The sequence below is a fragment of the Symbiopectobacterium purcellii genome, from assembly GCF_019797845.1.
Lineage (GTDB): Bacteria > Pseudomonadota > Gammaproteobacteria > Enterobacterales > Enterobacteriaceae > Symbiopectobacterium > Symbiopectobacterium purcellii.
In genome coordinates, this window is the sequence record NZ_CP081864.1 from 508223 (window position 1) to 535027 (window position 26805).

Genomic DNA, 26805 nt, shown 5'->3' on the forward strand with positions numbered 1-26805 from the left:
CAGGCTACAGCGTTAACGCCAGTCGGGTGGCTTGATCGATGGCCCGCCGGGCATCCAGTTCGGCGGCGACATCCGCACCGCCAATCAGATGCACGGCGACCCCACTGGCCTGTAATGGCGCATAGAGATCGCGCCGTGAATCCTGTCCTGCACAGACGATGACAGTGTCGGCGGCGATGCACCTCTCCTGGCCCTGATGAATAATATGCAGCCCGGCATCGTCAATGCGCTGATAGTGCACGCTGTCCATAAAGCTCACCCCGTGGCGCAGCAGCTGTGCCCGGTGTATCCATCCGGTGGTTTTGCCCAGGTGTTCACCCAGCTTTCCTGCCTTACGTTGCAGCAGCACGATGTCATGCTGATGCACTATGCCAGTGGGTGCGCCGGCGGCGAACGGTAATATGCCGCCCGGTTTATCAAGCGTGCGATCGATACCCCATTCGGCATAGAAATCGGCTTGCGGTGGTGCGCTCAGGTAATGGGCCACATCAACACCAATACCGCCTGCACCGATAATGACTACCCGCTTGCCAACAGGAACCTTATCGCGCAGCACCTGTAAGTAGCTCACTACGCTTGGGTGATCAATGCCGGGAATATCTGGCATACGCGGCGTTATGCCACACGCCAGAACAACGGAATCAAAGCTTTTAAGATCGTCTACCGTGGCTTTGGTATTGAGGCGTACCAAGACGTGAGTGAGCACCAACATACGGCGGTAATAGCGCAGCGTCTCCGTGAATTCCTGTTTGCCGGGGATTTGCCGGGCCAGGTTAAACTGACCGCCGATGTTACTGTCCGCTTCAAACAACGTCACTGCATGGCCGCGCTGTGCTGCGTTGATGGCAAAAGCGAGCCCTGCCGGGCCAGCACCGACGACGGCAATTCGTTGCGGTGTGTCTGTGGCGACTATGGTGAGCGTTGTTTCGTGGCAGGCGCGCGGGTTGACTAAGCATGAGGTCACCTTGCCGACAAATATTCTATCGAGACAAGCCTGATTGCAGCCGATACAGGTATTGATCTCATCGCTGCGGCCCGTTTCTGCTTTCTCAAGCAAGTGCGAATCCGCCAGAAAGGGGCGCGCCATGGAAACCATATCGGCGCAACCCTGCGCCAGCAGCTGTTCTGCCTGAGCCGGATCGTTAATGCGGTTGGTCGTAATAAGCGGTATGTTTACCTTGCCCATCAAGCGCTGGGTCACCCAGCCAAAGGCTGCGCGCGGCACCAGCGTTGCGATGGTCGGGATACGTGCTTCGTGCCAGCCAATACCGGTGTTAAGCAACGTGACGCCAGCGGTTTCCATCTCTTGAGCCAGCGTTTCTATCTCTTGCCATGAGGAGCCGGATTCCACCAGATCGAGCATCGACAGGCGATAGATGATAATAAAGTGTGGCCCGGCCGCACGGCGCACAGCACGTACAATCTCCAACGCGAAGCGGCAGCGGTTTTGTTGGTTACCACCCCAGCTGTCATGCCGCTGGTTGGTGCGTTCGACCAGAAATTGATTAATCAGATACCCTTCAGAGCCCATGATTTCTACACCGTCATAGCCTGCCTGCTGGGCCAGCGCCGCACAGCGGGCAAAATCAGCGATGGTGTGTAAAATTTCCTCATGGGTCATGGCGTGCGGAAGGAAGGGGCTGATCGGTGCCTGAAGGGCGGAAGGTGCAACGGGATCGGGTTGATAGCTGTAGCGTCCGGCATGCAGAATTTGCAGCGCAATTTTCCCTCCCGCTTCATGCACCGCGGTCGTTATTGGGAGATGGTGAGCTAGCTGTTCTTCATGTTCAAGCGTTGCACCGCCAGCGACCACGGCACCTTTGGCGTTGGGCGCAATACCACCGGTAACAATCAGCGCCACACCGCCCTGTACGCGTTCTCGATAAAACGCTGCCAACCGTTCAGTGCCTTGTGGATGCTCTTCCAAACCGGTGTGCATTGAACCCATGATGACGCGGTTTTTTAACGTGGTGAAGCCCAGATTGAGGGGTGAAAAAAGCTTGGGGTAGGCGTGCATGATGCTCTCCACAGAAACCGCGCAAGAAACTGGTCTGATGAGTTTACTGTAGCGAGTGTTGAATGTTATGTGAAATAAATGTTTATTTAATGTGATTTGTGTCATTCCCTACGGCGACACTCGTTAATTGGGACGGCATACCAGAAGGTTTGTTGTCCGTGCCAACAATCATTATAATTCGCGGGATCAGAGTGCTAAGGAATCGCTATGTGGGTGGATGAGTGGGAACCGGCGCTGGAAAGTGCGCTTACCGATTTGGAACGTTGTGTCAGGTTGCAGCAGCAAGGTTGGCGTCAGGATCGTGAACGCTGGCAGCAGCAGCTCACGCAGGCCCAACAGCGGGAAGCGGAGCTGTGCGCACAGATCGAAAGGTTAGTGATTCAGTTAAACTCTATGGATGCGTCGCCGGAACGAAATCCCCTGGTGCAGCGCATTAAAATGATTGGCGCCTATATTGACGCCTTGGCGAAGGATGCCTCCGCCTTTAGTCGTTCACTTCCCTGATCGATTTGATTTGTCCTGTTTTTTCCACTGGTGTTGGTGCTCGCTGAGCAAACGGCAGAAATCTGCCGTTTGCATGACGCTGCGTGGCTTACAGTAGCGTCAGGGTTACGTCGATATTGCCGCGTGTGGCGTTAGAATACGGGCACACGATATGGGCCTTTTCCACCAGTGCTTGCGCGGTTTCACGCGCCAATCCTGGCAGATCAATTTTCAATTCCACCTCAATAGCAAATCCGGTTGGTGCGGCGCCGATGCCGACGCTTCCCTCAATGGTGGTTGCCGCTGGCAATGCCATTTTTTCTTTGCTGGCGACAAACTTCAGCGCACCAAGGAAACAGGCAGAGTAACCTGCGGCAAACAGCTGTTCCGGGTTCGTCCCTTCGCCACCGGCACCGCCCAGTTCGCGTGGTGTCGTTAATTTGACACTTAACTGTTGATCGGACGATTCGGCGCGGCCATCGCGTCCGCCAGTGGCTTTTGCGTGAGCGACATACAGTACTTTTTCAATCGACATGGTGTAACTCCTACAGGCTATTTTTTATTACGATATTAAATCGTGCGCTATTTAAATGGTCGAAATAAAACGTCAAGATAAGCGGCCATCAAAGATTCTCGATCAATCTGGCACGCAGGTATTCTAATTGCTGCTTCATCGCTTGCAGCGTGCTGTCATCACACTGCGTGGCACACCGCATGTTTTCCGGTATGGCGCGCGCTTTTTGTTGCAATGTGCGGCCTTCTTCCGTCAACCGAATCAACACCTGACGTTCATCTTCCGCACTGCGCGTTCTGCTGACCAGGCCAGATTGTTGCAATCGTTTAAGCAACGGCGTCAGCGTAGCGGAATCCAGATAAAGCTGCTCACCCAGTTCCGACACCGTAAGCCCATCGCGCTCCCACAACACCAGCATGACAAGATACTGGGGGTAGGTGAGCGACAGTGCTGCCAACTGTTTTCGATAGACTTTATTCATTGCCAGATTGGCTGAATAGAGTGCGAAACAGAGTTGTCCGTCAAGCTGATAGGCTTGCGCTGGCAATGATGTTGGTACTGTCTGCGTTTTCTTGTTCATGAGATATAATCTAGATAGACAAAGATTAAATAGCAAGCGATTTAAGAGCAAAAAAACTTTTTTTGTTAATGGATTGATTTTAGTAATTTTATATTTTTATTGTTACCTAGACTAAGAGGGGCTTAACGTTTTCCTTGCAGGGTTTACATAGTTTCTCCGCATTCTCCACATTTGACGCAATTGTGGAGGCGGAACTTGCAGAGATTTACCCTTACGCTAATTAACTCGAAGTTGCACTGTCTATACTCAACACCGTCAAGACGACAATCGTCGTTAACGAGTAACCTGGAAAGAGAGAGATAGCACTATGCGTAAACTGACAGCGATTCTGGTGGCATCTACATTGGCGTTTGGCGCAGCGGGTATTGCGCATGCGAATGATGCTCAAAAAGGCCATGGTCACGAAGCTCGTATGATGAAAGGTGAACGCGGTGGTCCTCGCGCCGGCATGCATGAAGAGTGGATGCTTAAAGATCTCAACCTGACCGAGGCGCAGAAAAAACAGGTTGGGGATATCATTCGCGATGCGCGCGATAACATGCGTAAAGTGATGCAGGATGAACACCGCGCCATGCGTGATGTGATTGCCTCCGACACGTTCGATATGGCGAAAGCTCAAGCGCAGGTCAATAAGCAGGATGCGATTCACAAAGCGCGGATGGTAAGCCGCCTGGAAACCCAGAACAAGATCTATAACGTTCTGACGCCGGAGCAGAAAAAGCAGTTTAACGAGAATTTTGATAACCGCATCAATCACAAGATGACGGAACCCGCTGAGAAAGCTGCTGCTAAGTAATTCAGCCTTTCTCTTCTGACAACCGCCTTACTCACCGTGCAAGCCCGTTTATAGGGTAGCCGATGAGCAGGCGGTTTTTTTACGCCAGACGCTCACCGGGCAACGGTTAACGTGCGAGTAACGTTAACCACTCATTATGGGTTAGCTTGCGATAAAGTGGGCGTATACGCGCCTTAACGAACTGTAAAATCGCCTGCTCGTCCATGGATTCGGCCTTGGACGGATAATCCCCCCAACCACTGTCATACAATTGATAATAGAGGTTGTTCAGATAGTGTGCGGCCTTTGAAAAAAAACCTGGGCCAAAGTCGAAAAAGTGCTTAGAAAACAGATACAAACCCTCTTCTACGCCCTTGGCGTTTGGGGCATTCAGTAAATGCCACATCTGTATCTTAAGCCAGACCAGGGCGCTGGCCTTTGCGCTGGGTCTTTTTATCTTATTCTCATACAGATAGCGATCGAGATAACCGTTTATCTCGTCATAATCCAGTTTCACATCCAGGCAAAACGACGCAATGATAAGCAGCGTTTCGGAATCATTACCAAACAGCACTTCCTTTTCTGCCCAATCAATTAGCGCGTTATAGTGCTTCTCCCGGTGTAAAGGCCCAAGCAGGGGTTCAAACTCATACAGAGACAATAAGTCCTGTAAGGTGTAGGGATAGGTTAATGCATCCATGCCATCATCCTTTTAAATATGCGTCAGTGACTCATCAGCGCGATGAGCGCGATCAATGCGGGAATTGCTTGAACATAGAGAATTTTCCGGCTCACGGTGAGGGCACCGTACAGCCCGGCAACCAGAACGCAAGCCAGAAAAAAGACCTTAAATTGCAAACCTGCTTCACCCAGCCATAACCCCCAGAGTAATCCAGCGGCTAAGAAACCATTGTACAACCCCTGATTCGCGGCCATTGTCTTGGTGTCGCGAGCAAAATCTGCGTGGAGATTAAAGGCTTTACGACCAACGCGGGTGTTCCACAAGAACATTTCCAGGACGAGGATGTAAACATGTATCGCTGCAACAAGGGCAATTAGAATGTTTGCCAGCACAATCAAGCCTTCTCGAAACCGTGATGTAGGGGAATAAAGTATAGGTGAACTGCATGGGTTATGAATAAGTAATGTTTAACGTCGGGTCGATCACGGGGCACACTTTGGTGCGTGGTGAGCCATAAGTTCAATTACCCAGTCGATAAACACCCGAAGCTTGGCGCTTAAATACCGATTTGGGGGAAAAGCCAGATAAAGTGGCATTGGGCTAAATGCCCACGGTTCGAACAGCCGGTGCAATTCGCCACGATTCTCATGCACCTTTGCCATGTAAGTGGGCAACAAAATAATGCCCAGTCCTGCCAGGCCAGCGGCAAGATAGGCATTGCCATCATCAACGGCAAGCTGATAACGCCCTGTGATGCTGACCGTGTTGCCATCCAGGCTCGCTTCTACTGCCGCCACCTTTCCGTTTTGTGAATTCAGGTAGCCGACCAGATAATGCGCTGATTGCGCCAGTTGATTAGGGTGGGTTGGTGTCCCGGCCTGCGCCAGGTAATTCGGCGTGGCATAGGCTCCGATCGTCAAATCCCCCACATGACGAGCAATAAGCGACTGTTCAGAGATACTGCCTCCGCGTATCACGCAGTCCACATTCTCCCTGACCATGTCTACCTTTCGATCGCTGGCACCAAGGTCAATCTGGATATCGGGATATCGTGCATAAAATGTAGGCAAAGCCGGCACCAGAATCAGACGAGCCAGTGGGCTGGGTACATCAACGCGCAGCTTACCTCTGGGCGTTGTAACGGCATTGGAGAGGCTGGTTTCCGCATCATCCATTGCAGCAAGCAAACGGACGGCATGCTCGTAATACACCGCGCCATCGGCGGTAACGTGCACCTTTCTGGTGGTTCTGTTCAGTAATTTGACGCGCAATCGAATCTCGAGTTGCTGGATTAACTGCGTAACAGAGGTCTTGTTCATCTGTAACGTGGCAGCGGCTTTGGTAAAACTGCCCGACTCGACCACGCGAATAAAAGCCTGCATTGCGTCAAAGCGATCCATCTCGTTGCCTCATGCCTTTCTGATTGTTTGTATTTTACAAATAATGAAGCGGCGTTTTGCGCGTTTATCTCACCGCCACTATGCCCTTAGACTGCGGTGACACACAAGTCATCCATCGTGAAACGGGTTATTCAGAGGTAGGTTATGGCAATGCGCGAGGTAGTTTTTCCTGAAGGGCGACAAGATCTCTATAACCGCAATCGATATTCCCCGGCAGTGAGAGCCAACGGCTTTTTATTCGTGTCAGGGCAGGTGGGCAGCCGGGAAGATGGTTCACCGGAACCGGATTTAACAACACAGGTCAGACGGGCATTTGAGAATTTGAACGCGGTATTGTTTGCCGCAGGCTGCACGTTTGAGGATGTTGTGGATGTGACCGTTTTTGTGGTCGATCCTGAATCAAACCTGGAAACCATCTGGAGCGTGGTACCGGAATTTTGGGGCGACGCGCCTTATCCGGCCTTGACCGGGGTCGGTGTCTCTTGGCTGTCTGGTTTTCACTTTGAAATCAAGGTGGTTGCCAGGTTGCCGTCAGTATTCAGTTCAACCATAACTAAATGCCCAGATGATAGCGTCTAATGAAACGTATCACCGGGTCGCTGACACAGCACCGTTAGCACTGTGTCAGCAGTATTTTTTAACAAACCAAATGGTTAGTTCTTAATTACTGCCAGTTACCTGCTTACAGCTTTCCAGCCAGCCAGTGGTATCAATCTTGCCGTTTGCCAAATACTTCTGTTGATTTTGCCAGTGCGCAGCAAGGAAGGGCTTGAGTCCAGAGAGCCTTTTGTTGAGGGTGAGCATTTGATCAAACACGGTAACCTCATGTTTCAGCCCATCTTGCCCATATAAGGTTGCCGAATCGACCAGACTACTGGCGTAATAACCCGTAAGTTGCTGTAGTCGTTCAGTTTGCTCACCGAGTTTAGCTTTCCGGTTGGCGCAATTTGTATCGCTTGCGTCCTTGTCTTTACAGAGTGCGTCATAGTTTTGATTCAAGAAGTCAAGGAAACGTCCGTCATCTTGCAGTTTTGTACACAAAAAGGAGCCTAAGTTAAGGCTGGCGCGGATCGATTGCGCGCGCTCTTCTTGCTGCTGTTGATTGCTGGCGCGCAGTTGATTCTCCAACTCTTTGAGCTTTTGTTTCAGTGCTGCATCCTCAACGCCAGAAGCAAGGCTCCCCAGTGCTTTCGCGGTATCTTTCGATTCATCTTTTTTCTGGTCAGCATTCGGGTTACTAGTGCCGAGTGTTTCCCAACTTTTTTCTAGCTGTTTAACCCTGCCCTGTGAGGTTATTGTTCGGGAGACGACGACCAGGCGCAGGCCCGTTGTTTTACTGGTGGCGGGTGCTGCATTGTCGTAGTAATTGACTTCTTTACGCATTGTGCTTCGAATATCTGACTCATCAGACAGGTAATTGCCACCGCGCACCACAAAGCCTCCGGTTTGACCATGCATGCGGTGCAGTTTGTTAAGAGAATACGGAGTAAACATCATTTCGGACACATTGCCTAGCATGTCATACAGGCCGAGCGGGTTAGGAGTAAGACGCCCTACCAATTGTATTTTCCCGTTGGACGATTGAGCGCCGGTATACCATTCATAGTTCTTGATATCATCCATCGGATAGCGCATATCGCGAAACTCGACACTGTTAACTTTTAACCCGCCACGGGCGGCAAATTCCCATTCAACTTCCGTCGGCAGTCGCAAAAAACCCGGCTCGTCTTCTTCTTTGGGTAATTTGTCGCGGGCGTTGCTGCGCAACCATTGATTGTATTTGTCAGCGGCTGTCACCGCCTCAAACCAACTCATCCCTGTTGCTGGTACGCTAAGTTTGCGAGAAGGTGTAGGGCAATTACCTTCCATCAATGCCTGATATTGCAAGGCTGTGAGCTCATATTTGGCCATCAGGTAATAGCGTCCTTTACCTTTACCGGAATCAGCAAAACTTCCAGCAATAAAGGCGGGGTAGCTGTGTTCGATAACGCCCCATTCTCCGCCATCCTGCCCGAGAGTTATCGGTAAATCATCGAGGGGGCTAGCAACGGGAATCTCAATTCGACGAAAAGCCATCGCGCCATCGCAAGGCATGGGCAGGATAATATCTTCATCATCGGGTTTGGGATTGAAAGCATCTTTATCCCAAGCGGTGGCTAATGCCGGGGATATATTCACGGACAGGCCAAGCATCAGCAAGGGCATGAGTGAAAAAGGAGTGTAGGTCACAAACTGTCTCCGCTAATGATCAAATAATTGGGTTGATGACGTGGAATACATCACAGCTCACGAAGGCTCTGGGCCGGTTCAATATTGATGGCGCGATAAGCCCCAATGCTGGCAACCAAGATCGCCACTACCGTCGTCAGCGCCATGGCTATCAGGCTGTGTTCTAACGTGATCTTGCATAGCATCTGGCCCGTAGCCAGGTTACTGGCCAGTGCGCGGTTAAATACCTGGCTGGCGATGAGATAGACACTATAGCCACCGACATAAGCGGCGAGACTTAACAGGCAGCCCTGTAAAATCACATACAACCCGACGGCTGGCCCAGTGAAACCAAGTAGGCGCAATACGGCAATATGCTTACGTTTGCGATCGACATTGGCGATAAAAGAGCCGATCAGAGAGGCAATGCATCCAATCAGTGCCGTTGTAGCAATCGTGTTGAAAATTACACCTAGCACTCGGTTGATGCTTTTTACATTTTCAATATCAGCCAAACGGCTTGATGTTTCGATGCGTTGCGCCCTGAGATCGCGCTCAAGGTTGGCCACCTGATCAATGTCTTTGGCGTACAGCCTGGCTCTGGCATAGAGCGGTGGCTTTCCACCGATTTGAGTGCCACTACTGATACCCAGGGTTGAGACAGCATAGCCGTCTCGAAAATGCTCAAGCATTATGAGTAATGCTGGCTGAACAAATATTGCTGCGCGGTTGAAATAGGTGGCCGGTAAAATCCCTATGACAGTCAGGTTTTTACGTCCCCATTCCCGACGCGTGTCCAGCAGTCGGTTTACGCGCAGTTTGACCGTGTCCCCGACATTGACTGCCAGTTTGCGCGCTGCCTCTTGCGTTAATACAACATCATTATCGCGATGCAGCTTGAGGTTCCCTAGTAATGGGTCACCTGAAGCGGTAGGGATCACTTCCACATTCTCGATAAAATGGCTGCTGTCTGTTTGCAGATCGGCAAGCGTGTTCAGCGAGCGGGTCTGCCCGATAGCAAAGCCGACATCTGGACGCTGACGAAGTGTTTCTATCCAGGCTTGGTCATAGCTGCCGCTGCTCAGCATACGGATCTCGAGATTGCGCGGATCGTTGGCCAAATCATCCTGCAGCTGGCTGACGATGCCAAAACGCAGGCCAAACAGCAGTAGCAGGGGAGCGATGACGGCGATCAGGGAAGAGATGATGCAAAACGAGATAATGCGATCGTGCCATAGATCTTGCAGTGTCAGTCGGCTAAGCAATAAGAGCCGATTAAAGGACAAAATATGTCCCCCCTTGTGCTTGCGTTTGAGCTATTGACGTTGGGTCAAAACGAGCGATGAGACAAGGCAGATCAAAACGTTGAACCAGTGGCCAGTCGTGGCAAACAACCAGTGCCATCATGCCTTCTTGGCGAACCAGTTCGATAAATAGGCGAAACAGCTGCTGCGCATTGTGGGGATCAAGCGCTGCGGTAGGTTCGTCAGCCAGTACCAGTCTCGGACGATGCACAATTGCGCGGGCAAACGCCGTTCTTTGCCGCTCACCAAATGAAAGCTGCGCTGGATATTTGGCTAACAGGGGCTCCAGTTTTAACGCATGCACCATTCTGGCCAACATGGCTGCATCGGGGTCTACACCGAGCATTTGGCAGGGCAGCAGAATATTATCGCGTACTGTCAAATAGGGCAGTAGACCGCCGTTCTGTAACACAAATCCGAGTTGGCGTGCACGAATCTCTGCCAACTCCGCTTGTCGCTTGGCTTTAAGCAATGCTGCAATATCAAGCCGCTGGCCTTCTTCGTTTAGCTCAAAACGCGTAATGTTGGTGGGATGCAGCAATAGGCCTATTGCTTCGAGCAATGTGCTTTTACCACAGCCGCTTTCACCAGTAACAGCCATCACTTGTCCTGACCGCAGCTCAAGCTGCGTTAGGTAAACATGATGGGCTTGAACACCTTCACCACGTGCAATGTGCAAGTTTTGAATATGCAGCATTAGGGCATCATTTCCAACGGTACTGGATAGACACGATCGCGTGGATCGCTGTCTTTGGCGAGTTCAACCCAGCGATCGACATCGGCGTTATATTTTTGGTAGTGGCGCAGTTTGGCTGACAGGGTTCGGATAAATTTCTCCTGCGAGAGGCCATCCCAGCTTTTCCATGTCTCTTCGTCGAGGTTCAGGACGTCGCTGCGATAGGGGAGGTCAGCGAGATATTCTCCCAATACGCCAAGCTCAGTGATCTTGGTGTTTTCCTGCTGCTTGAGTTGGTTGGGATCGGCCCCCATAGTGGCTGCGACGGTACGTAGGCGCTCAAACATTTTGGTTGGCGAAATGATACCTTCATTTGCAGCGTGTAGAATCTGGTTTACGACATCGCTCAAATCGCTCAGTTGCCCTTTGGTCAACAGCACCCTAACGTCGGTTGTTGGGATGTTCTGCTTGATCAGATCGCGATCGCTGATCCAGGCCTTAAATACCAGCGGTGCTTGCGTGCCATTCTTTTTACCGAGGTAAGCCAACTGCATGGCATGGCCGATCAATGCCGTATCCTGAAGCAGTTTCTGTTCTGGCGTCACTTTTTGACCTTCATCTTTGGCATAGAGCGCGCTTCCCACGGCAGGCTCGCCCATGTAGGCTGACTTGACCTGTTCGGTAATGGCTGCTGCCAGGGCATCAACCTGCTGACCAAAAGCATTCAGGTCGCCCGCATTCACGGCTTGGTAAAGGTTGGATTGCGTACTATCAAAGTTGGAGAGATCGCGGTATTGGCTTTCGGCCTTGGCATGATTATCTTTGCCGCTAGGTGTCTTCAGGTGCAAGGTGTAGATAGCAATGCCTCGGTTACCAGCCTCCAGGCGCAGTTGTTTGGCATCCAGGCCTGTTCCTGAGAGTTTGTTACTGCCATCGATTGCCCCTGCATCGGTGATCAGAACCATATAGCGAGCGCCGAACTTGCTCCAGTCAATGTCATCAATCGCTGATTGCACACCGGCATAGGCGTCCTCATCGTATAAGGAACTCGATACCTTGGCCTCTTTCAGATCTGCGACCTTGTTAAGGAAATCCTTGCCATCTTTAACCTGACTGGGGTCGGCATATATTTTGGTTCTGTATTCAAGGCCAGGCACCGCTTTGGTGTTTGAACGGTATGAGATCAAACCAAATTTAACCTGCTCTCCGAGGTTCTCCTGTTTAATCTTGTCATAGATCTTGTTCACCGCTTCCTTGGTGCGCTCAATGTAAGGGCCCATCGAAATCGTGGAGTCGATGACGAAGACTACCGTGGCATTGAACCCTTTGAGTTGGTTTACATCTTCGACCTGTTTGGCGTTGGGATCCGCCTTGCTGACCGACGCGACGTTTAGCAGGCGCGTGTAGAACCCCTCTTCAGTCATGACTTCTTCGCCGCTCAAGATGGGCAGCAGGTAAAACTGCTTTTGCAGATCAATAAAAAACTCAGGTTCCTGAGCTTGCACGCCTTCTGCCTGGCCTTCTCGTTTGAGTTTGGCACGCAGTGGTGCTACCAGTGACACGGGATCTGGTGCGGCGAGAATATCATCCAGACTTTTTCTCTCTTTGAAAAACAGCAGACGATCGCGGTTGGCGGGGTTAGTGAACGCCAGAGTCAACTGCATTTTCCAGTCAACGGTGCAGGATTTCGGTAACCACTCGATGGTTTTTCCATAGCTATCTGGCCCAACGTTGACCCAGCTTTCTCCATTGGCGTCGGCTTTTTGGTAAACATAAAGGCTACTGAAAGCGGGTTGTAACTGCCCTTTATCATCCCCGGCCGTTTTGCCCAGTTTGCAGCCTGGCGTGGTGAGTACCCGCTGATATAAGGTTTTTTTTCCTTCTTGCAGTAGCGGCTTGTTGCCCTCAGCAGCAAGCGCGTGGCCAGCGAGAAACAGCCCGTACAAAGGCAAAATTAACCGCAGAATTGGAAAATTTATCATTTTCTCAACTCCTCGAGACGCTGTTTGGCCTTTTGGTTATCGGGATCGGATTGTAGAGCCGTTTCGTACCAATAAACCGCCGTGTCTCGATCGGCTTCTTTAAAGCATTCACTTGGCTTGTGATCTTTCGGATCGTATTCACTGGCGTAAGCGAGTGCGACCTTGCTGTCGCCCCCTTGGGCTCGGTTGGCATACAGACGCTGTGCAACACCGCATTTATTCGCGTTTTTTGCCGCCTGGACAATTTCCAGCAGCTTGTCGCTATCGAGTTTTTGCTGCACACAACTTTGTACGAATTCGAGCTCTTTCTGACTATTCAGAGTAGCGGGTGAGCAATCGTTGGCGGCGGGTTTGTCTGACGGCGTCGTCGATGAAGCCGATACCGCTGAGGATTCTTGTTGCGTGTCTGCTGCTTTGGCGGCACTGGTTGTCGTATCCCGTCCCAGAAACCACCAGAGTGCCCCAACAGCAAGCAGCAGCACAACCAGTGCGGCAGCGAGCATTGGCACCCGCGACGGCTGGCTGTTGCGCTTGAGATCTGCCGTGGCTGACAGTGGCGGTAGCGGTGCTTGTTCGGGCTCAATCGCAGGCAAGGGCATCGATTCGGGGGCCGGGGCCTCGGCGGGTTCTGGTTCCGGCGTGCTCAATACGCTACTGCTACTGTAATCACCGGTTTGGCCACGCGCACCGGATGAGAGCAGATCGTCTCGCACCAATTGTAGTGTGGTATTGCGTGTTTCGCCCGAGGCCAACTTGACTTGAATTTGTACCTGACTCGCATTCGCCAGCAGGGGGTCAAGCAAGGTTGGGCCAATGCGAAAACCATTGCCGCTGAGCATGCCATAGCGCCATAAAAATACCGAGATTATTATTCAATATGTTATAGCGTATCGGTCGAAATTACTCGAAATTCGATCGAAATTACTCAATCTCAGTCCACTCAGCGCCCCTGACATTTCGGTATTTATCCGTCATCTCTGATGACTTATGTCCGAGCAATTTTTGCGCATAATCCCTCCCTTTCTCATCAGTGTAGAGTCGTGCCGCCAGGCTTCTGATTTCATGAAATGAGGGAGGTTTGCGTTCCCATGTTAATCCTGATATACGGCGCGCCTTCAAAAAAGCGGCAGATATCGTTTTTGCGGCAAATTGCTTGTATTTGGTGTTTGCGACAATATGCGCTATTCCGTTGTTTAATTTCCTGAACTGGTTCAGTACATCAGCAAGGCATAAATTGAGGCAGTCGATGCGGGTTGTCTGGGAAAACGCCAGCATCATGCCTGTTTTTGCTTGCTTGATGTAAAGCCGTCCGTCTTTTAAATCCTCCCAGCATAGCGCCTGTATATCGCCGAGGCGTTGACCTGTCACCAAAGCAAGGTCAAGGCAGGGCCCGACCCAGGCGGGTAATCTATCCGCTGCCTTGCGGATGACTTTCCACGCATCCAGGGTTATGCGCCCCCGTTGAATATTTATACGTTGGTTTCGGGTGGCTTCGGCAGGATTGCTTTTGAGTAGCCCCTCAGCAATCGCTTCACGAAACAGGTCACGTAACAACGCCCTGATGCAGTTCGCCATTGTCACTTTTCCTTCTTTTACCCACTGATGAAGGAACGAGGCAATGTCTTTGGTTTCTACCTGCTGAATAGCGAATTCACCTAAGTGGGCATTGACTGCTTTCAGGTATTTATTGTACTCGCTCATCGTTTTCGGCTTGAGTTTCCGTCCTTCGAGTATCCTCAGATAACGTTCAGTCCATTCGCTAACTGTAGTCACCTGTGTGTCGTTGATGCGGTCAACGAGCGGTGATGGTTTTGATGAGCCATAAATCGCCATATTAGCGGCGATGGCTTGCGTAATGGCCCCCTGTCGATGGCGGCCCAGGCCATACTCTTTTCCGGTGCGCGGGTCACGGTAGCAAAAATAGCCGCCATTGCGCGGTTGCAGGTTTGGCGGCAAATCGCGGTTCTTATGGCTTCTCCGGCGTGCCATGTCTTATCCTCGATAACAGGGTGGGGTGAAGGGCGCTGGATGGGCCAATGTTTTTGTTCTGGGTGAGCTTGCAGGCGTTTTCCTCAACCAGATATTCGCGCCCATCTCGTATCGGTGCGGGAAAAATCATTCCGCTCCTGACCAATCGCCTGACGGTTTCCATGCAGCGCGGACGGGTTTGCCGCCGGTTCCACTCGGATAAGGTGATGTATGCCATTATTTACCTCTGCTAAAATCAAGCCGCTGCGCCATTTGTCATGGTGGCAAGGGGGGATTTGTGAATCTCAGAAACGGTACCGTGAAGGTTGCAGGCAGGGTGTGCGGTGATGAAGGTGATTTCAGGCGGTAACAGCCTTGATTAAGGTGCTGGTGCAGGTCGTGTCAGCGCCAATGATATAAGTCCCTAAATCACCATTTGATTTGTCCGCCCTTCTACAGCAGTAGACGCCATTGAAAGTGGGGTCGGTATTGCGTCTGAGTTCCCTGCTGATGGTCGAGCGAGGCATATCAAGCTCTCTGGCGATGGTAGCTTGGTTGACACCTTCACCACGTCGCTTTTCGATGTAGAACCGTTCTTTCTGAGTCAGATGTTTTCCCTGTATGCAACAGGCTCTCCAGTAAGGCCAGAACGCTCATTTTATCCGGGTCTGGCCAGTGTGCCACTTTGTTGCGTTTCGAGTGGGAATGGGGCAATAAATCCGATCATCAAAATAAATATTGGACATTTTTTCCGATAGTGCCGTTTTGCCTGGGCGGTTTATGCCGGGAATCCGTAGTGTGTGACTATCAAATAATTTATTTCGATAAGTCTTGACGATCTATGTGTGGTTGTGTATAATGCTCTCAAAGGGGTGTTTTGGGAAAGTTCGCACGACAGTATCATCGGCACGTTCATTGTGTGGGGGTATTATTTCTGATAGCCAATCAACGTATTGAAGGCTTTGTTGAATAAACATATTTTATGCTGCACCCCCGGTGAAACGACAGATCATCGCAACGCAAAATCATGCAGTTAGATAAAACTGTACACCTGATGTGACAAGCATTTTCAACCAAAAATTGCATGGAAAAACAGCATGATTCACTATTATTCAACAAAGCCCGTATTGAATACATGATCGTCTTAATGCGCCGTAAATACGTATATATGCCGTCACCAACGGTCGGGGCGTGTGTTTTTCTCTCTCGGTTATGCTGGGCATGGAACTGTTTTAATCTGTTTGTTACCGGCTCAGATAAATGAATATTAATTTTATTAAGGTTTGTCATGCGGCTTCGTTCACTTATTTTCGGTGTGACTGCGTTTTTTTGTTTTTTTCTGGCTGCAGATGCTGTCGCGGCAATGTACGTCTACCCGATGGTAGCCTCTCTTGATGACAAAAGCACCAGGCAACTGACGCTTGTATCAAAAGATGATGATGTGCAATTTGTTAAAGTGACGCTGAAACGAATAGAAAATCCCGGCACGCCGCAGGAGCGTGAAGTTGTCTCCGATATTGGCGGTGATACCGGCATTGCTGTGGTGCCCTCGAAAATTGCGCTGGCAGCCGGCAGTGAAAGGATTGTCCGAATTGTATCAATGTTACCACCAGAGAAAGAAACAACCTGGCGTATTTACTTTGAGTCTGTAGATAAAAACACCTTCTCTTCTGAGATTACCGGGAAATCATCAAATAAAGATATTTCCACCCGGGTGGGTGTCAATATAATCTGGGGTGTTTTATTGCATGTGCCGCCTCAGAATATAGTGGTCAGCATGAAATACCGTCCGGGCTCATCTGAAATCTTAAATGATGGTACGGTCAGATTGCAATTAAAGGAAATTGGCATCTGTGATAAGCAGGGGAACTGCAAATGGCAAAACAAAGTGAAAACAATTTATCCAGATATGCAGGTCATCCTTAAAGATTTTACGTTCAAACCAGGTGAGCAGTACAAGTTTAAATATACAGATGTTACAACCGGCAATGTGAAGGAGATAACGCCTGAGGCATTGCCATAGTACTTTTTAAGAACAGTTGATTTAAGGGTAACTGATGAAAAAAATTCTTTCATATTCACTGCTTTCTGCAGCCATTCTGACTTTCACATCCGCGCATGCTGTGACAAGAGACATCACCGTCACGGCATCGATTGATCCGACCGTGGATATCACGCTCTCTGACGGCACGGCTTTGCCGGACACCATTGCCATGTCGTATTTGCCGAGTCATGGGCTCAATTCCGTCTCAAGGAGTGTGAAGCTCTGGTCTAACTCAGCCACTGCTGACCTGACTATTGCCCTGGCAACAAGTTCACCATCACTGAGCGCACCGACGACGACCACCACCATCCCTCTTACGGTGACGCTGAACGGTATCGAGCTTAATACGGCGAGCTCGAAACTGGAGTTTGCCGAGTATTTCCCGAACGGGATTACTAACGGCTCAATCACAATCCCTCTGGTGATATCCCAGACAACCAAGGGTGTTGTCAGTACTGCGGGTGACTACAGCGGAACCGTCTCCCTGGTTCTGGCGCAGGCAACAAGCCAAGGCTCCTGATTTATTAATTCATACCTGGCGGCAACCCCGTCAGGTATCTTCTGTGCGGGTTTTATGTGAACCGATTTCCAGTCTGTAGTATTCTCTTTCCTTTTGCAGTCATCATTCCAGCGATATCTCATGCCACTATGCGTGTCCCGGCAGGGTTTGAAGAGTTGATTCAGGGTCAGGAATTTCAGTCAGAGGTTCAGGTATATGGTCAGTCTCTTGGCATGGCCCGTATCCGGGTGGACCTTGAAAATATAACCTTTCTTGAGCCTGATAAATTATCGCTGGCCATCGCGAAACTTTACGGCAATCCCTCCGGACTTGATTCCCTGCTGACAAAAAAACTTCATCTGCCATTGAGCAGGAATGGCCAGTTATCATGCAGTGCCCACCGGGGGCGTGTCGGCTGTGATTATCTCAAAACAGACAGCCTCGGTCTTATTTATGATGAAAACAATAATGTAGTCAGACTGTTTCTCAGCGACCGTTACACTCTTCACGAGCCTGAAGACAGTGGTTATTACCAGGCCACGCCAGCAGGCCGCAATGCACTTATTCACCAGCAGGCTCTAAATCTGGCCACGACGGGTCAGTATCAATCACTGACATTAAGAGGTAATGGCACTCTCGGGCTGGGAGAAACCAGCTATGCCAATGTGGACTGGAGCTGGCTGAGCCAGCGTTCTGGTCATTCCGGTACCCAGCAGGCGGAAGCCTCTAATGCGTATTTCAGGCAGGATTTTCTGAAACGCATCTATATCCAGGCCGGACTGATGAATTCTCAGGATATCTATACGAATGCGGGGGGGAATATAGCCCTGAATCAGTTGCCGATAGGGCGCATTCGCGGCTTTCGTATGGGGTCGACTCTGGCGTGGGCAAATAAAAGCAAAATGTCAGCAGGCACGCCTGTGAACCTGTTTTTACCCCGGGATGCGCGAGTGGATGCCTACCGGGATAATCAGTTGCTCAACACGTTCTACCTCAAAGCCGGCATGCAGTTACTCGATACCAGTATGTTACCGGCGGGCAGTTACACGCTGACCTTGCGTATTTATGAGAATAACCAGCTCGTACGAACGGAATCACAGCTTTATACCCGCCAGGAGATAGGGTGGGGGAACGGATTTCAGTGGTTCCTGCAGGCGGGTTCACCGGACAGTGAACGCTCCTCCATGACTACGGATGCTTCACATGAGCATTTTGTCATGCATGCCGGCGGTCGCCTCCCTCTGACAGACACGCTGGCGCTTACGGCCGGAACGGCTGTACTCAGTGAGTCTGAATATGCCGAAGCGGCAGCCGACTGGCTTCATGGATTTGACGCGGGGGGGCAGCTGAGCACGCGGGTCAGCTCGCTGCAAGGCAGCGATGGTTCCCGAGGGAATACCCAGCAGGTGAGTTACAACGATGGTTTCGCTCTCAGCTTTTACCGCACATCACGGACGGCGGATGACTGTAATGTCCAGCGCTCGCATATTTATGACTTCACGGGCTGCTACAAAAACACCAGCGTGATGTTGTCTGTTCCCGTAATGAGCTGGCAGGTCATTGTGGGTTATACCCTTAGCGATAATCAGGGGCGTTATGTTTACCGTCAGGACCTGGATGAAAACAGTGCTGAATATAATGCCGGTGCCCCCTGGGAACAGGTGTACCAGTCCCGCTCCCGTAGCGAGAACTGGCAGCTTGGTCTGAATCGCAGCTTTGCTGTCAATGGCCTCAATATAAACACGCGGCTGAGCGCTTATGTCAGAAATGTCAGCACCTACAGCAGCCCCGACAAAGGCGGGTATATCGGGGTATCAATATCCCGCAGTACGAAACTTTCAGGCGGAGCTCGCCGGACAACCAGCGCCGGCGTCAGCTGGCAGTCTGGACAGCCAAGTGGAAGTCAGCTTGGGTACAGTACATCAATGACCCAATATGGCGAAGATAACGGAAATGACCGCATAGGCGTGGCATTGTCAGGCGTCAATACTGATACGGTGAATGGCTCGGTCACCGGAAGTACCGGCAGTCAGTACGGTGATGGCACGCTGACGGTAAGTGATGCGTGGGACCGTTCAGGAAGCCGCCGGCATACCTTTGGCAGCAGCGGAGCCTACAACTCCTCCCTGGTGGTGGACCGGTCAGGCGTGGCGCTGGGGCGCTGGAGTAATGACGGCGCGGCCTCAGCCTTTGGTGTCTCCGTCGGGCAGAGTGATGGCGAGACCGGTTCCCGGGTCAGTATCTCCGGTCTCGGGCGTCGGACGGATATCACAAGCGGGCGGCGGGCAGTGTTTACGACGCAGGGATATCAGGAAAGCAGATTCAGTATCAATGAGTCGGGCGTCCCCTCTGACGGGGTGGCGGCTGAAATCACCCGGGGTACGGGCACGACCACGGCCTTTATGGCTCCCGGTAAAATACTTAATAAAGAGGTTACCGTGAGTCCGCGCTATATCTGGCTCGGCCGGTTGCTTGATGGTTCACGTCAGCCTCTTGAGGGCGCTATCCCCCTCAATGTGGCGTCATGGACGTCAGTCGGTGACGGCGGTTTTACCATGGAGACGGAGTCACGCATGGACCAGCTGTACGTTATGCGGGCAGACCGGTTCTGGGTGTGTGCACTGAAGGTGCGGAAAGTACGCGATGTCGTTCGCTATCTGGGTGCCACCACGTGCCAGCGCACAGATATGGCGCATCTGCCGTCAGCAGAGCGTCGTCAGGTTACCCTGATGACCGCCGGGTCAGAGCGTACAAACAGCCCGGTAGCAATGACAGACTAATACGTTTACACCAATAATCCAGACCGTGAGAGCCGATGAAAACAAACATTTATTGCTGGCTGACAGCCCTGTGCTGGCTGGTATCGCTGCCTGTGCTGGCTGACCTGCCGACAAGCAACACGACGACCGTGACGGAGACGATGGACACCAGTTCGCTGCCCGCCCCGCTGTATATCTGGAATAATGTTACCGTTGGCAGCAGCGATGTTGGCAGCAGCGTTGAGAGTAGCTCATATAAAGTAGGCATGGTCTGTAAAAGCAGCACGGACAGCACCAATGGTGCTTGTCCGACAACCCTTACTTGGAATGATGTGGCCCCGGGCTTAATTACGCTGACGTTCACCCAGGACCGCACCGGGCAGACAAAGACCCTGACTGTGAGTGGATTGCGTAATAATCGAGAGTCCAATTATAGCCCTTGGACCTCGGTAACTTTTAATAGAGATCCAAGAAACACGCCAATATTTACTTATAGTATCGCGCAGAGTGAGTTAAGCAGCCTGACTGACGGAGTCTGGCGCGCCACTTTGGTGATGGATTACTACAACTGGACATCTACGTATGTGGCCACCTGGACTGCCAGCATCACTCTGACTGTCACCTCAGAAAGTGCCCAGCAGGTGTATTTCCCGGCCTTTGTGTCCACAGATGCAACTGTTGACCTGGGCGTTTCCGGGCTGAACAATGCAGACTTATCGACAACCACAAGCGGTTCGGCCTCGCTGGATATGTGTCTGTATGACGGCGCGAATGCGGCAGGAAAAACGATAATCCTGTCGCTAAGTGATCAGGGGGCTTCACCTTCAGACCGTACCTCGGGTCTTTTCTCCGTCTACCGGACCGGAGGGAGTGGGGCGGATGCGGCAGACCGCATTGACTTTGCCATCACGGTAAAAAATCCGGTTACCCGCGCTGCGCAGACGGTGAAGAATGGCGAGTCCATCACCTGGACAGCACCGGATGGGGGGTTCACCGCACGACTGGTCACCCTGCCAGACTACACGACATCCACGTATTGTGTTCCGGCGCCGCTGACATTTACCACCCAGACTTCTAAGCCCTCAACTAAACACAGCGGCGATTATACCGGGACGGTGACGGTCACCTATACCCCAAGCACCAGCTGAAAAAACAGCGTTCACCCTGACGGGATGAATCCTTTTTGGGTCATGTATTCAATCCCCAATTCCCAAACGAAATGCAACAAAGTGTGTAGTGGCACACTGGTACTGGCCACCTGATCGGAGGTGATATGCTCACCTCACCAACACGACAGGTGACCTCATGGTTAAACATTTTACGGCGGAATTTAAGCTCGAAGCCGCAAAGCGGGTTGTCGACCACGGCTACATATACGTTAAGGCGGCGGGGTAACTGCTGGGATAATGCGCCAATGGAGCGGCTCTTGCGCCTCCTGAAGACAGAATGGGTGCCGACAAAGGGTTACAACAGCTTCAGCGAAGCCCATGACGCGATGATCCGCTACATCACGGGGTATTACAGCGCTATCCGGCCTCACTGGTATAACGGCGGCTTAACGCCAAACGACTCTGAGCGACGGTTCTACATACAGTCTAATGCGGTGGCCAGTATTAGTTGACCACTACAGGCCCAGCATTTGCCATAACATATTCAGGTACACTTTCACTATCAGTTACAGTGTAAGAATAACTGACAGGTAAATCATTAAAGTTTATACCTGTAGCTGATTGTCCTGTTATTGAACTATATATATTATTCTTTTCAAAAAACTGATAACTATAACCACTACTATCCTCAGATATCTTGTTGGTGTTGTTAGTTGAAAGAAAGTAGTTTGATTCAGAGTAGACAATGCTCCCACTGTTTATCTGTAAAGCATCGTACTGTTTTTTAGGATACTTATGACCATCAGTACCTATATTGTAGTCAGTTGCTGAATAAGTTTTGCTATTATCGAAATAGTTGCTATACACATGAACCCAACCGCGAAGAAGTGGCCGTCCTCGCATATTTGGACCAATCCAATTATGGTGTATGGTTACGTGCAGTAGTTTCGTCACTAGCCAAGAGTCATCATGGTTATAGCCAACAAGCATCGCTAGTCTTTCACCTGCTAAATCGCTATCGTTGCCCACCCAATTCCAGACAGGATTTGGCTGCATATTAACCCAATCATCATTAAAATAGAAGTGGTTATAGGATAGTGTTACATTGTCTGAACTCATTGTAATGCTGATTAAATCATCACTGATATCATAAATATTACAGTGAGTAATCAGAGCATTGCTAACACGCCGTAGAGAAATACCTTCATAATTAATACCTGCGGTTTTAGTACTATCATTATCTCCCACAACCTGTTTAGGCATTGCCTGTAAATCAGAAATCCTACCATAGAAATTAAGGTTTGATATCTTAATGTTTTCTATATTTGTTCCTAATGGTAATAGCTCACCGTCAAATTTCAGCTGTATATTTTCGAGAGCTGCTTTGCCTCCAGGGGCTCCTTCAATGGTTGTGTTATTATTAGCAGTCGATGCAAAGAGTATGGTAGTTAAACCTGCTCCACCATAAATTACACCATCGATAACGATATGGTGTTTACCGCTATATACAGCATCCTCCAATTCGCTAAGTGTTTTTACTAAAACAGCAGGTTCGCTGTCACCACCAACTGTATTTGAATAACCTCCAGTATCATCAGCATAAGCTGAAAAGTTTGATGAAGCTAGTAATAAAGAGAGATTTATCAGCAATTTTTTATTCAAAAAAAACATTTTAAATATACCCTATTAACTTAACGTTTTTCAGTGCCTGGGTGCTTATTGATTTTCTGTTATAAGCTCCAAACTAGTCCAATGGATAGGCTTTGTTGAATAAATAGATTTTATGCTGGCAGCCCAGTGAAACGACGGATCCTCGTAACGTAAAATCATGCAGTTAGACCTCATGAGAAAACTGTACAACTGAGGTGACAAGCATTTTATGGCTTTGTTGAATAAACATATTTTATGCTGTACCCCCGGTGAAACGACAGATCCTCGCAACGCAAAATCATGCAGTTAGGCCTCATGATAAAACTGTATACCTGATATGACAAGCATTTTCAACCAAAACTTGCATGGAAAAACAGCATTATTCACTATTATTCAACAAAGCCGCTCAGACGCTGATTCGCCACCGCATGGTTACGTTAATGGTACTTGTCCGGCCACTATTGCGCCCCGTTTCGCGGCGGGATAAAGGGCCTGATTTTCTTTCTCAGCAACGCATCGTGGCATTTTCAATGACAACTAATTTAGACATAACAATTTCTCCATAATTAAACGTATGTAGTTATCAGAGGACTAACGGGTAAAATTTTGCAGATTGGCGGTCAGATCGCTTACACTTGGCTTAACACAGGAGGATTTCCCCATGGGCCAGGTTGCATTTGATACATTGCAGGCGTCAGAAGAACTTGAAACCGCTGGTATCTCCAGAGAACAAGCTAAGGCGATTTCGCTCGTCGTACGCAAGTCTCATGAGGTGGCGGATGTGGCCACCAAGGCCGATATAGTTGAAGTCAAGCACGAAATTGCCGAAGTAAACCGAAATGTCGCCGATGTCCGTAAAGATATGGCTCATCGCTTCGAGAAGACCGACGCTCAGATAGCCGATGTGCGTAAGGACCTGTCCGCAGAGATTGGCAACGTGCGCAAGGATATGGAAATCGTCCGCAAAGATTTACAGCTTGAAATGGCGGGTATTCGCTCCGAGCAGAAGTTAATTCGCTGGATGCTGAGTGCTGGAATTTTGGGTATTCTCTCTCTGGTTGTGAAAGCTTTTCTCGTCACAGCCCTTTAATTAATTTGTCTCAGGGTTGTTAGCTCAGTTGGTAGAGCAGTGGACTCTTAATACCATCGGTCGCAGGTTAAAATCCTGCACAACCCGCCATATTTAGGATTAGTCGCATCTGACAGCACCGTAACGCCCTATGTAATTCTTAAAGCGTTCGTCTTTAGATGGGTCAATTTCTACTTTGGCATAAACTCTATTTGCTTCCGCTGCGATCCGCTTCTCTTCGGCCAATATCACGCGATTTTCCCATGCCACCCGTTTTTCTTCCCAGTTAATTAACCGTGGGTGAGGCAATCCTTTTTCGCCAGCGTCTACAGCTTCCATTGCTCCTCTGACTATAGGAATAGTCTTTAGGTAGCGTTCCTTTCTCCCCGCATCCAGTCGGTTGTAATATTGCCTTTCGTCAGGCGTTAATTCTTCATAGGTCATAACGTCACCTGAAATTCAGGCAGCACAAAGCCGTCCCTATTGGCTATCGTGCTGCGGTGAGAGTGGGGGTATTCCTTAAAAGGGGATATCGTCCGTAAAATCGATTGCAGGCTGGTTATGCTGCTGTGCGGGTGCCGATGCTCCCTGTGAGGGACTTCCTTTCTGCTCCTGCTTGTGTGACTGCCCGCCAAAATCGATATCGTTCACGATAATCACAGGAGCGGTTCTTTTATTGCCTTGCGGATCTGTCCATTCATCCAGTGCAAACTCTCCAGTTACCATAACTTTTGTTCCTGTAGTCAGGTACTGAGGAAGCTTTTCAGCCCTGGGCCCAAGCAGGCGGCATTGCACCCACGATGTTTTCTCATGCTCTCCATAGCCTTGCTTTACCGGTAGGGAGAAGGACGCGATACACTTTCCGTTTGGCGTCCAGCGCTGTTCGGCATCCTTGCCGATATTCCCTGATGCTACGATGAGGTTAATTGCCATTTATGCCGCCTGTTTCAGTTCAGATTTGCGAATGTCGTATACGTCTTTTGCGGCGGCCTGATGAGGCGTTCCGCGTAAAGGCCGCCACACCTCTTCAAAGGCTGCCTGAAGCTCTGCCAGAGATAGGCAGTCAACAGCCTGCGCTGTGAAGTTCTTCAGAATTTCATCAGGCCTAAGTGGAGCTACATAGTGGCACTCAGCGTCAGGATCGATAGTGGTCTCTTCCGTTGGAATGCAGAACGCCTGAAACGCGGCGTATTTGTAGGCTATTGACATGGCTTTGTTAGTGGCTTTGTCGCTGGTATCCATTGCCTCACCATAGGTAACCACAGTGTGAATGCTGCCGTCTTCGGTGCTGACAAAATCAAACTCAGCGCGAACAGTGATGTAAAACAATGCACCGCCGTTTTTACTGGTTCGCTCACATGAAGTGCGTTCTGTGCAGCGCGGCAGGATAAGCAATTTATTCCTTACCAGGGCCGGAGCCAGTGCGTTATACACATCATCAATCCCCCGAAATGCGTATGTCACCTGGCTTCCCTGTTTTTTTTCTTTGCTAATGCCTCGTTCAGCTAATTCAGCAGCGACCGCGCTGATGGCGGCATAGACCTTTTTTGTCTCCATTTATCACCTCGGAATGACATGTTTTCATCGAGTAAATAGCGTTTATTAAGGCGCTCTAACAGGGCTAATTTCAGCGCTTTCTTTTTTTCTTCCCGGTTGCCTGCATTGCGCCAGTAGAGTGCCTCTGTGAGATAATTCAACCTGGCTAACCGGCTTAACTCTGGCGTTTTCTGAATGCCGTGATGAATCACTTTCTGGCTCTCCGTAATAGCCTTATCGCCGAGTGCCATTTTTCTTTATTTCTGTAAAGAACGGCTTCCCTGCATAGCTCTTGGGCTTTTATAAAATACGGATTAGATTTCACGGCTCACCTCGCTGGTTTAACGTGTCTTTAAGCCATTTAGCAGCGGCTTTAATGATGTTAATAATTCGGTCTAACTGTGTTTCCGAGCGGCCAGCAATAGGCCACCCTGCAAAGGCATATTGCATGGCGTTCTCCGTTTAACTATTTGGATTGATGTATAATTTTTCCGACGAATATCGGCGCGGGTATAAAGAGGCAGTTCAGTGTTATCTATTATCAGTGTGATGTTGATTGCGGCGATAAGCGGATGATGGGAATGCTGAAAGTGTTTCAGTCATAGATACCCGTTAATTTTTTCACCTGCTTTTTGAGCCACTTATTTTCCTCCACCAGAAAGGCGATGGTTGATTTGTATATTCTTGTCTCATGGTCGTCACATGGGTGAGTATTGATGCTCATCAAATAACGTGAATAATGAATATTATTGCTGCCGTTGGTGACAGCGACCATGTCACCGAAATCAGGGTGATTTAAGGTCGTGATATGAGGCTTACTAAGTTGCATCATTCAATCCTCCGCTGGCTATCAAAATACTTTCGCTTTTCCCAATCTTCCCGACATTCTTTGCAGCAGAAATTACCCTCGGTTGGCTCGTCACAATTATAGCAGCGCCCGTTAACCGGTAATTCCTTCTCTCGATGATTGGTGATCTGGTGTTGGCGAAAGGCTTCTTCGTTTTGGCTGGCTATATCTACATTATCTGGCATAACTCTATTTCATGCTCCTCAATCGTTTAATAACTTCAGGGTATTTTCCGTTATCGGTGTTTGAAATGACGCCATATATTCCAAGCAGCACGACCCAGCCTCAAATTCAATGAACGAGCCGTGATGTATACGTCTGCTTTGCTCTGGCGGTAATGCCATACTCCGTTTTCGGTTTTCTGTACCAGATGCGATGGTTAAGACGCTTAAGCCTGTCGTACTTTTCGGCGAAACGGTTAATTTGTTCTTTGAACCTGGCCAGTAAATTGAAATTAATTCGTGGCGCACGTTGGCGCTTGAAAGCCAATTCAATTCGGTTAAGCGCCTCGCGTTTTACTGGCTTTTGCCCCAATACCTTATCGATACGGGATGTCACCAGTTCACGCCGGATGGCCTCTGCCTTACGTCTGGCATGACGGCGAATAGCGGCGTTGGTTTTGTTTACAGGATTAACGGATTTACGGTAAATGATAGTAGCCATGCTCCCCTCCAATAGATGGTTTTGGTGGTGTGGTGAGCCA

Annotated in this window: 32 protein-coding genes, 1 tRNA gene and 1 pseudogene; 11 read left to right on the top strand and 23 right to left on the bottom strand. The window is 49.9% G+C overall.

Translation table 11 applies throughout. The annotated features are described in order from the left end of the window. Window positions 1–4: 4 nt before the first annotated feature. Complete coding sequence (locus tag K6K13_RS02320) at window positions 5–2017, bottom strand: NADPH-dependent 2,4-dienoyl-CoA reductase (RefSeq protein WP_222159380.1); 2013 nt, start codon at window positions 2015–2017, stop codon at window positions 5–7. Window positions 2018–2224: 207 nt separating this feature from the next. Between K6K13_RS02320 and K6K13_RS02325 the strand changes: the two genes are divergently transcribed. After that, complete coding sequence (locus tag K6K13_RS02325; RefSeq protein WP_222159381.1) at window positions 2225–2521, top strand: hypothetical protein; 297 nt, start codon at window positions 2225–2227, stop codon at window positions 2519–2521. Between the two features lie 88 nt (window positions 2522–2609). On the opposite strand, the gene K6K13_RS02330 is transcribed toward K6K13_RS02325, so the two are convergent. Continuing rightward, window positions 2610–3035 carry an organic hydroperoxide resistance protein gene (locus tag K6K13_RS02330; protein WP_222159382.1) on the bottom strand — a complete coding sequence of 142 codons (426 nt, stop codon included), beginning with the start codon at window positions 3033–3035 and terminating at the stop codon, window positions 2610–2612. Between the two features lie 88 nt (window positions 3036–3123). Then, the gene (locus tag K6K13_RS02335) at window positions 3124–3594 is read right to left on the bottom strand and encodes a MarR family winged helix-turn-helix transcriptional regulator (RefSeq protein ID WP_222159383.1); all 471 of its coding nucleotides are present in this window, start codon (window positions 3592–3594) and stop codon (window positions 3124–3126) included. A gap of 307 nt (window positions 3595–3901) precedes the next feature. On the opposite strand from K6K13_RS02335, the gene spy reads away from it, so the two are divergent. Then, window positions 3902–4390 (top strand): ATP-independent periplasmic protein-refolding chaperone Spy, encoded by a 489-nt coding sequence (gene spy / locus K6K13_RS02340; RefSeq protein ID WP_222159384.1) that lies wholly within the window; start codon window positions 3902–3904, stop codon window positions 4388–4390. A 106-nt stretch (window positions 4391–4496) separates the two neighbouring features. Here spy and K6K13_RS02345 read toward each other — a convergent pair whose 3' ends face one another. The 3 genes from K6K13_RS02345 to K6K13_RS02355 form a co-directional block, all read right to left on the bottom strand. Beyond that, window positions 4497–5069 carry a hypothetical protein gene (locus K6K13_RS02345; RefSeq protein WP_222159385.1) on the bottom strand — a complete coding sequence of 191 codons (573 nt, stop codon included), beginning with the start codon at window positions 5067–5069 and terminating at the stop codon, window positions 4497–4499. A gap of 23 nt (window positions 5070–5092) precedes the next feature. Beyond that, complete coding sequence (locus tag K6K13_RS02350; RefSeq protein ID WP_222159386.1) at window positions 5093–5443, bottom strand: DUF1304 domain-containing protein; 351 nt, start codon at window positions 5441–5443, stop codon at window positions 5093–5095. Window positions 5444–5533: 90 nt separating this feature from the next. Then, window positions 5534–6451, bottom strand: a complete 918-nt coding sequence (locus tag K6K13_RS02355) for a LysR family transcriptional regulator (RefSeq protein WP_222159387.1) — start codon at window positions 6449–6451, stop codon at window positions 5534–5536. 144 nt (window positions 6452–6595) lie between these two features. Between K6K13_RS02355 and K6K13_RS02360 the strand changes: the two genes are divergently transcribed. Beyond that, window positions 6596–7030 carry a RidA family protein gene (locus tag K6K13_RS02360; protein WP_222159388.1) on the top strand — a complete coding sequence of 145 codons (435 nt, stop codon included), beginning with the start codon at window positions 6596–6598 and terminating at the stop codon, window positions 7028–7030. 81 nt (window positions 7031–7111) lie between these two features. Here the strand turns inward: K6K13_RS02360 and K6K13_RS02365 are convergent, their stop codons facing one another. The 8 genes from K6K13_RS02365 to K6K13_RS23500 all read right to left on the bottom strand — a co-directional run bounded on the left by K6K13_RS02365 (window position 7112) and on the right by K6K13_RS23500 (window position 15212). After that, entirely contained in the window at window positions 7112–8680 is a 1569-nt protein-coding gene (locus K6K13_RS02365) for a formylglycine-generating enzyme family protein (protein WP_222159389.1), read from the bottom strand. Window positions 8681–8730: 50 nt separating this feature from the next. Further along, complete coding sequence (locus K6K13_RS02370) at window positions 8731–9945, bottom strand: ABC transporter permease (RefSeq protein WP_222159390.1); 1215 nt, start codon at window positions 9943–9945, stop codon at window positions 8731–8733. Next, window positions 9935–10660: an ABC transporter ATP-binding protein gene (locus tag K6K13_RS02375; protein ID WP_222159391.1), complete on the bottom strand. Its 726-nt coding sequence runs from the start codon at window positions 10658–10660 to the stop codon at window positions 9935–9937. Before K6K13_RS02375 ends, K6K13_RS02370 begins: the two co-directional genes overlap by 11 nt. Further along, complete coding sequence (locus K6K13_RS02380) at window positions 10660–12621, bottom strand: vWA domain-containing protein (protein ID WP_222159392.1); 1962 nt, start codon at window positions 12619–12621, stop codon at window positions 10660–10662. The genes K6K13_RS02375 and K6K13_RS02380 overlap by 1 nt, the downstream gene beginning before the upstream one ends. After that, a complete protein-coding gene (locus tag K6K13_RS02385) occupies window positions 12618–13460 on the bottom strand; it encodes a hypothetical protein (RefSeq protein ID WP_222159393.1) in 843 nt (280 codons plus the stop codon). The genes K6K13_RS02380 and K6K13_RS02385 overlap by 4 nt, the downstream gene beginning before the upstream one ends. Window positions 13461–13542: 82 nt before the next feature. Beyond that, on the bottom strand, window positions 13543–14577 hold the full coding sequence (locus K6K13_RS02390) for a tyrosine-type recombinase/integrase (protein ID WP_222159394.1): 1035 nt from the start codon (window positions 14575–14577) through the stop codon (window positions 13543–13545). A 10-nt stretch (window positions 14578–14587) separates the two neighbouring features. Next, window positions 14588–14827: an excisionase gene (locus tag K6K13_RS02395; RefSeq protein WP_222159395.1), complete on the bottom strand. Its 240-nt coding sequence runs from the start codon at window positions 14825–14827 to the stop codon at window positions 14588–14590. Between the two features lie 121 nt (window positions 14828–14948). Next, window positions 14949–15212 (bottom strand): helix-turn-helix domain-containing protein, encoded by a 264-nt coding sequence (locus tag K6K13_RS23500; RefSeq protein ID WP_222160937.1) that lies wholly within the window; start codon window positions 15210–15212, stop codon window positions 14949–14951. 665 nt (window positions 15213–15877) lie between these two features. Here K6K13_RS23500 and K6K13_RS02405 point away from each other — a divergent pair. From K6K13_RS02405 to K6K13_RS02425, 5 genes and pseudogenes are all read left to right on the top strand, one after another. Further along, window positions 15878–16612: a fimbrial protein gene (locus tag K6K13_RS02405; protein WP_222159396.1), complete on the top strand. Its 735-nt coding sequence runs from the start codon at window positions 15878–15880 to the stop codon at window positions 16610–16612. A gap of 100 nt (window positions 16613–16712) precedes the next feature. Further along, a complete protein-coding gene (locus tag K6K13_RS02410; RefSeq protein ID WP_252120395.1) occupies window positions 16713–17153 on the top strand; it encodes a CS1 type fimbrial major subunit in 441 nt (146 codons plus the stop codon). Between the two features lie 128 nt (window positions 17154–17281). Further along, on the top strand, window positions 17282–19912 hold the full coding sequence (locus K6K13_RS02415; protein ID WP_222159398.1) for a TcfC E-set like domain-containing protein: 2631 nt from the start codon (window positions 17282–17284) through the stop codon (window positions 19910–19912). A 35-nt stretch (window positions 19913–19947) separates the two neighbouring features. After that, window positions 19948–21039, top strand: coding sequence for a CblD like pilus biogenesis initiator family protein (locus K6K13_RS02420; RefSeq protein WP_222159399.1), 1092 nt, complete (start codon window positions 19948–19950; stop codon window positions 21037–21039). A gap of 227 nt (window positions 21040–21266) precedes the next feature. Next, window positions 21267–21512: pseudogene (locus K6K13_RS02425) on the top strand (integrase core domain-containing protein); the annotation flags it as partial. Here K6K13_RS02425 and K6K13_RS02430 read toward each other — a convergent pair. Further along, window positions 21505–22671, bottom strand: a complete 1167-nt coding sequence (locus K6K13_RS02430; RefSeq protein WP_222159401.1) for a pectate lyase family protein — start codon at window positions 22669–22671, stop codon at window positions 21505–21507. The pseudogene K6K13_RS02425 and the gene K6K13_RS02430 overlap by 8 nt on opposite strands. Before the next feature lie 344 nt (window positions 22672–23015). Between K6K13_RS02430 and K6K13_RS02435 the strand changes: the two genes are divergently transcribed. The 3 genes from K6K13_RS02435 (at window position 23016) to K6K13_RS02445 (ending at window position 23830) form a co-directional block, all read left to right on the top strand. Beyond that, on the top strand, window positions 23016–23216 hold the full coding sequence (locus K6K13_RS02435) for a hypothetical protein (protein ID WP_222159402.1): 201 nt from the start codon (window positions 23016–23018) through the stop codon (window positions 23214–23216). Window positions 23217–23311: 95 nt separating this feature from the next. After that, window positions 23312–23740, top strand: coding sequence for a CCDC90 family protein (locus K6K13_RS02440; protein ID WP_222159403.1), 429 nt, complete (start codon window positions 23312–23314; stop codon window positions 23738–23740). Window positions 23741–23753: 13 nt separating this feature from the next. Then, window positions 23754–23830 (top strand) — tRNA-Lys (locus K6K13_RS02445). A gap of 9 nt (window positions 23831–23839) precedes the next feature. Here K6K13_RS02445 and K6K13_RS02450 read toward each other — a convergent pair. From K6K13_RS02450 to K6K13_RS02485, 8 genes are all read right to left on the bottom strand, one after another. Beyond that, window positions 23840–24163 carry a hypothetical protein gene (locus K6K13_RS02450; RefSeq protein ID WP_222159404.1) on the bottom strand — a complete coding sequence of 108 codons (324 nt, stop codon included), beginning with the start codon at window positions 24161–24163 and terminating at the stop codon, window positions 23840–23842. A gap of 75 nt (window positions 24164–24238) precedes the next feature. Next, window positions 24239–24652 carry a single-stranded DNA-binding protein gene (locus K6K13_RS02455; RefSeq protein WP_222159405.1) on the bottom strand — a complete coding sequence of 138 codons (414 nt, stop codon included), beginning with the start codon at window positions 24650–24652 and terminating at the stop codon, window positions 24239–24241. After that, window positions 24653–25276 carry an ERF family protein gene (locus tag K6K13_RS02460; protein WP_222159406.1) on the bottom strand — a complete coding sequence of 208 codons (624 nt, stop codon included), beginning with the start codon at window positions 25274–25276 and terminating at the stop codon, window positions 24653–24655. Beyond that, window positions 25225–25506 carry a hypothetical protein gene (locus K6K13_RS02465; RefSeq protein WP_222161238.1) on the bottom strand — a complete coding sequence of 94 codons (282 nt, stop codon included), beginning with the start codon at window positions 25504–25506 and terminating at the stop codon, window positions 25225–25227. The genes K6K13_RS02460 and K6K13_RS02465 overlap by 52 nt, the downstream gene beginning before the upstream one ends. Window positions 25507–25576: 70 nt before the next feature. Continuing rightward, on the bottom strand, window positions 25577–25705 hold the full coding sequence (locus tag K6K13_RS02470) for a protease FtsH-inhibitory lysogeny factor CIII (RefSeq protein ID WP_222159407.1): 129 nt from the start codon (window positions 25703–25705) through the stop codon (window positions 25577–25579). A 145-nt stretch (window positions 25706–25850) separates the two neighbouring features. After that, complete coding sequence (locus K6K13_RS02475; RefSeq protein ID WP_222159408.1) at window positions 25851–26087, bottom strand: hypothetical protein; 237 nt, start codon at window positions 26085–26087, stop codon at window positions 25851–25853. After that, window positions 26084–26287: a hypothetical protein gene (locus K6K13_RS02480; protein ID WP_222159409.1), complete on the bottom strand. Its 204-nt coding sequence runs from the start codon at window positions 26285–26287 to the stop codon at window positions 26084–26086. The genes K6K13_RS02475 and K6K13_RS02480 overlap by 4 nt, the downstream gene beginning before the upstream one ends. Window positions 26288–26393: 106 nt before the next feature. Next, window positions 26394–26765, bottom strand: a complete 372-nt coding sequence (locus K6K13_RS02485; protein ID WP_222159410.1) for an antitermination protein — start codon at window positions 26763–26765, stop codon at window positions 26394–26396. Between the last annotated feature and the right edge of the window lie 40 nt (window positions 26766–26805).

Bases quoted from the DNA above. Each gene is read 5' to 3' on its own strand.
- spy (WP_222159384.1), top strand. From the start codon at position 3,902: ATGCGTAAACTGACAGCGATTCTGGTGGCATCTACATTGGCGTTTGGC.
- K6K13_RS02325 (WP_222159381.1), top strand. From the start codon at position 2,225: ATGTGGGTGGATGAGTGGGAACCGGCGCTGGAAAGTGCGCTTACCGAT.
- K6K13_RS02465 (WP_222161238.1), bottom strand. From the start codon at position 25,506: ATGGCACTCGGCGATAAGGCTATTACGGAGAGCCAGAAAGTGATTCAT.
- K6K13_RS02395 (WP_222159395.1), bottom strand. From the start codon at position 14,827: ATGGCATACATCACCTTATCCGAGTGGAACCGGCGGCAAACCCGTCCG.
- K6K13_RS02460 (WP_222159406.1), bottom strand. From the start codon at position 25,276: ATGGAGACAAAAAAGGTCTATGCCGCCATCAGCGCGGTCGCTGCTGAA.
- K6K13_RS02485 (WP_222159410.1), bottom strand. From the start codon at position 26,765: ATGGCTACTATCATTTACCGTAAATCCGTTAATCCTGTAAACAAAACC.
- K6K13_RS02320 (WP_222159380.1), bottom strand. From the start codon at position 2,017: ATGCACGCCTACCCCAAGCTTTTTTCACCCCTCAATCTGGGCTTCACC.
- K6K13_RS02385 (WP_222159393.1), bottom strand. From the start codon at position 13,460: ATGCTCAGCGGCAATGGTTTTCGCATTGGCCCAACCTTGCTTGACCCC.
- K6K13_RS02355 (WP_222159387.1), bottom strand. From the start codon at position 6,451: ATGGATCGCTTTGACGCAATGCAGGCTTTTATTCGCGTGGTCGAGTCG.
- K6K13_RS02330 (WP_222159382.1), bottom strand. From the start codon at position 3,035: ATGTCGATTGAAAAAGTACTGTATGTCGCTCACGCAAAAGCCACTGGC.
- K6K13_RS02360 (WP_222159388.1), top strand. From the start codon at position 6,596: ATGGCAATGCGCGAGGTAGTTTTTCCTGAAGGGCGACAAGATCTCTAT.
- K6K13_RS02420 (WP_222159399.1), top strand. From the start codon at position 19,948: ATGAAAACAAACATTTATTGCTGGCTGACAGCCCTGTGCTGGCTGGTA.
- K6K13_RS02475 (WP_222159408.1), bottom strand. From the start codon at position 26,087: ATGATGCAACTTAGTAAGCCTCATATCACGACCTTAAATCACCCTGAT.
- K6K13_RS02415 (WP_222159398.1), top strand. From the start codon at position 17,282: ATGCGTGTCCCGGCAGGGTTTGAAGAGTTGATTCAGGGTCAGGAATTT.
- K6K13_RS02435 (WP_222159402.1), top strand. From the start codon at position 23,016: ATGGAAAAACAGCATTATTCACTATTATTCAACAAAGCCGCTCAGACG.
- K6K13_RS02345 (WP_222159385.1), bottom strand. From the start codon at position 5,069: ATGGATGCATTAACCTATCCCTACACCTTACAGGACTTATTGTCTCTG.
- K6K13_RS02430 (WP_222159401.1), bottom strand. From the start codon at position 22,671: ATGTTTTTTTTGAATAAAAAATTGCTGATAAATCTCTCTTTATTACTA.
- K6K13_RS02375 (WP_222159391.1), bottom strand. From the start codon at position 10,660: ATGCTGCATATTCAAAACTTGCACATTGCACGTGGTGAAGGTGTTCAA.
- K6K13_RS02450 (WP_222159404.1), bottom strand. From the start codon at position 24,163: ATGACCTATGAAGAATTAACGCCTGACGAAAGGCAATATTACAACCGA.
- K6K13_RS02480 (WP_222159409.1), bottom strand. From the start codon at position 26,287: ATGCCAGATAATGTAGATATAGCCAGCCAAAACGAAGAAGCCTTTCGC.
- K6K13_RS02335 (WP_222159383.1), bottom strand. From the start codon at position 3,594: ATGAACAAGAAAACGCAGACAGTACCAACATCATTGCCAGCGCAAGCC.
- K6K13_RS02440 (WP_222159403.1), top strand. From the start codon at position 23,312: ATGGGCCAGGTTGCATTTGATACATTGCAGGCGTCAGAAGAACTTGAA.
- K6K13_RS02380 (WP_222159392.1), bottom strand. From the start codon at position 12,621: ATGATAAATTTTCCAATTCTGCGGTTAATTTTGCCTTTGTACGGGCTG.
- K6K13_RS02455 (WP_222159405.1), bottom strand. From the start codon at position 24,652: ATGGCAATTAACCTCATCGTAGCATCAGGGAATATCGGCAAGGATGCC.
- K6K13_RS02470 (WP_222159407.1), bottom strand. From the start codon at position 25,705: ATGCAATATGCCTTTGCAGGGTGGCCTATTGCTGGCCGCTCGGAAACA.
- K6K13_RS02405 (WP_222159396.1), top strand. From the start codon at position 15,878: ATGCGGCTTCGTTCACTTATTTTCGGTGTGACTGCGTTTTTTTGTTTT.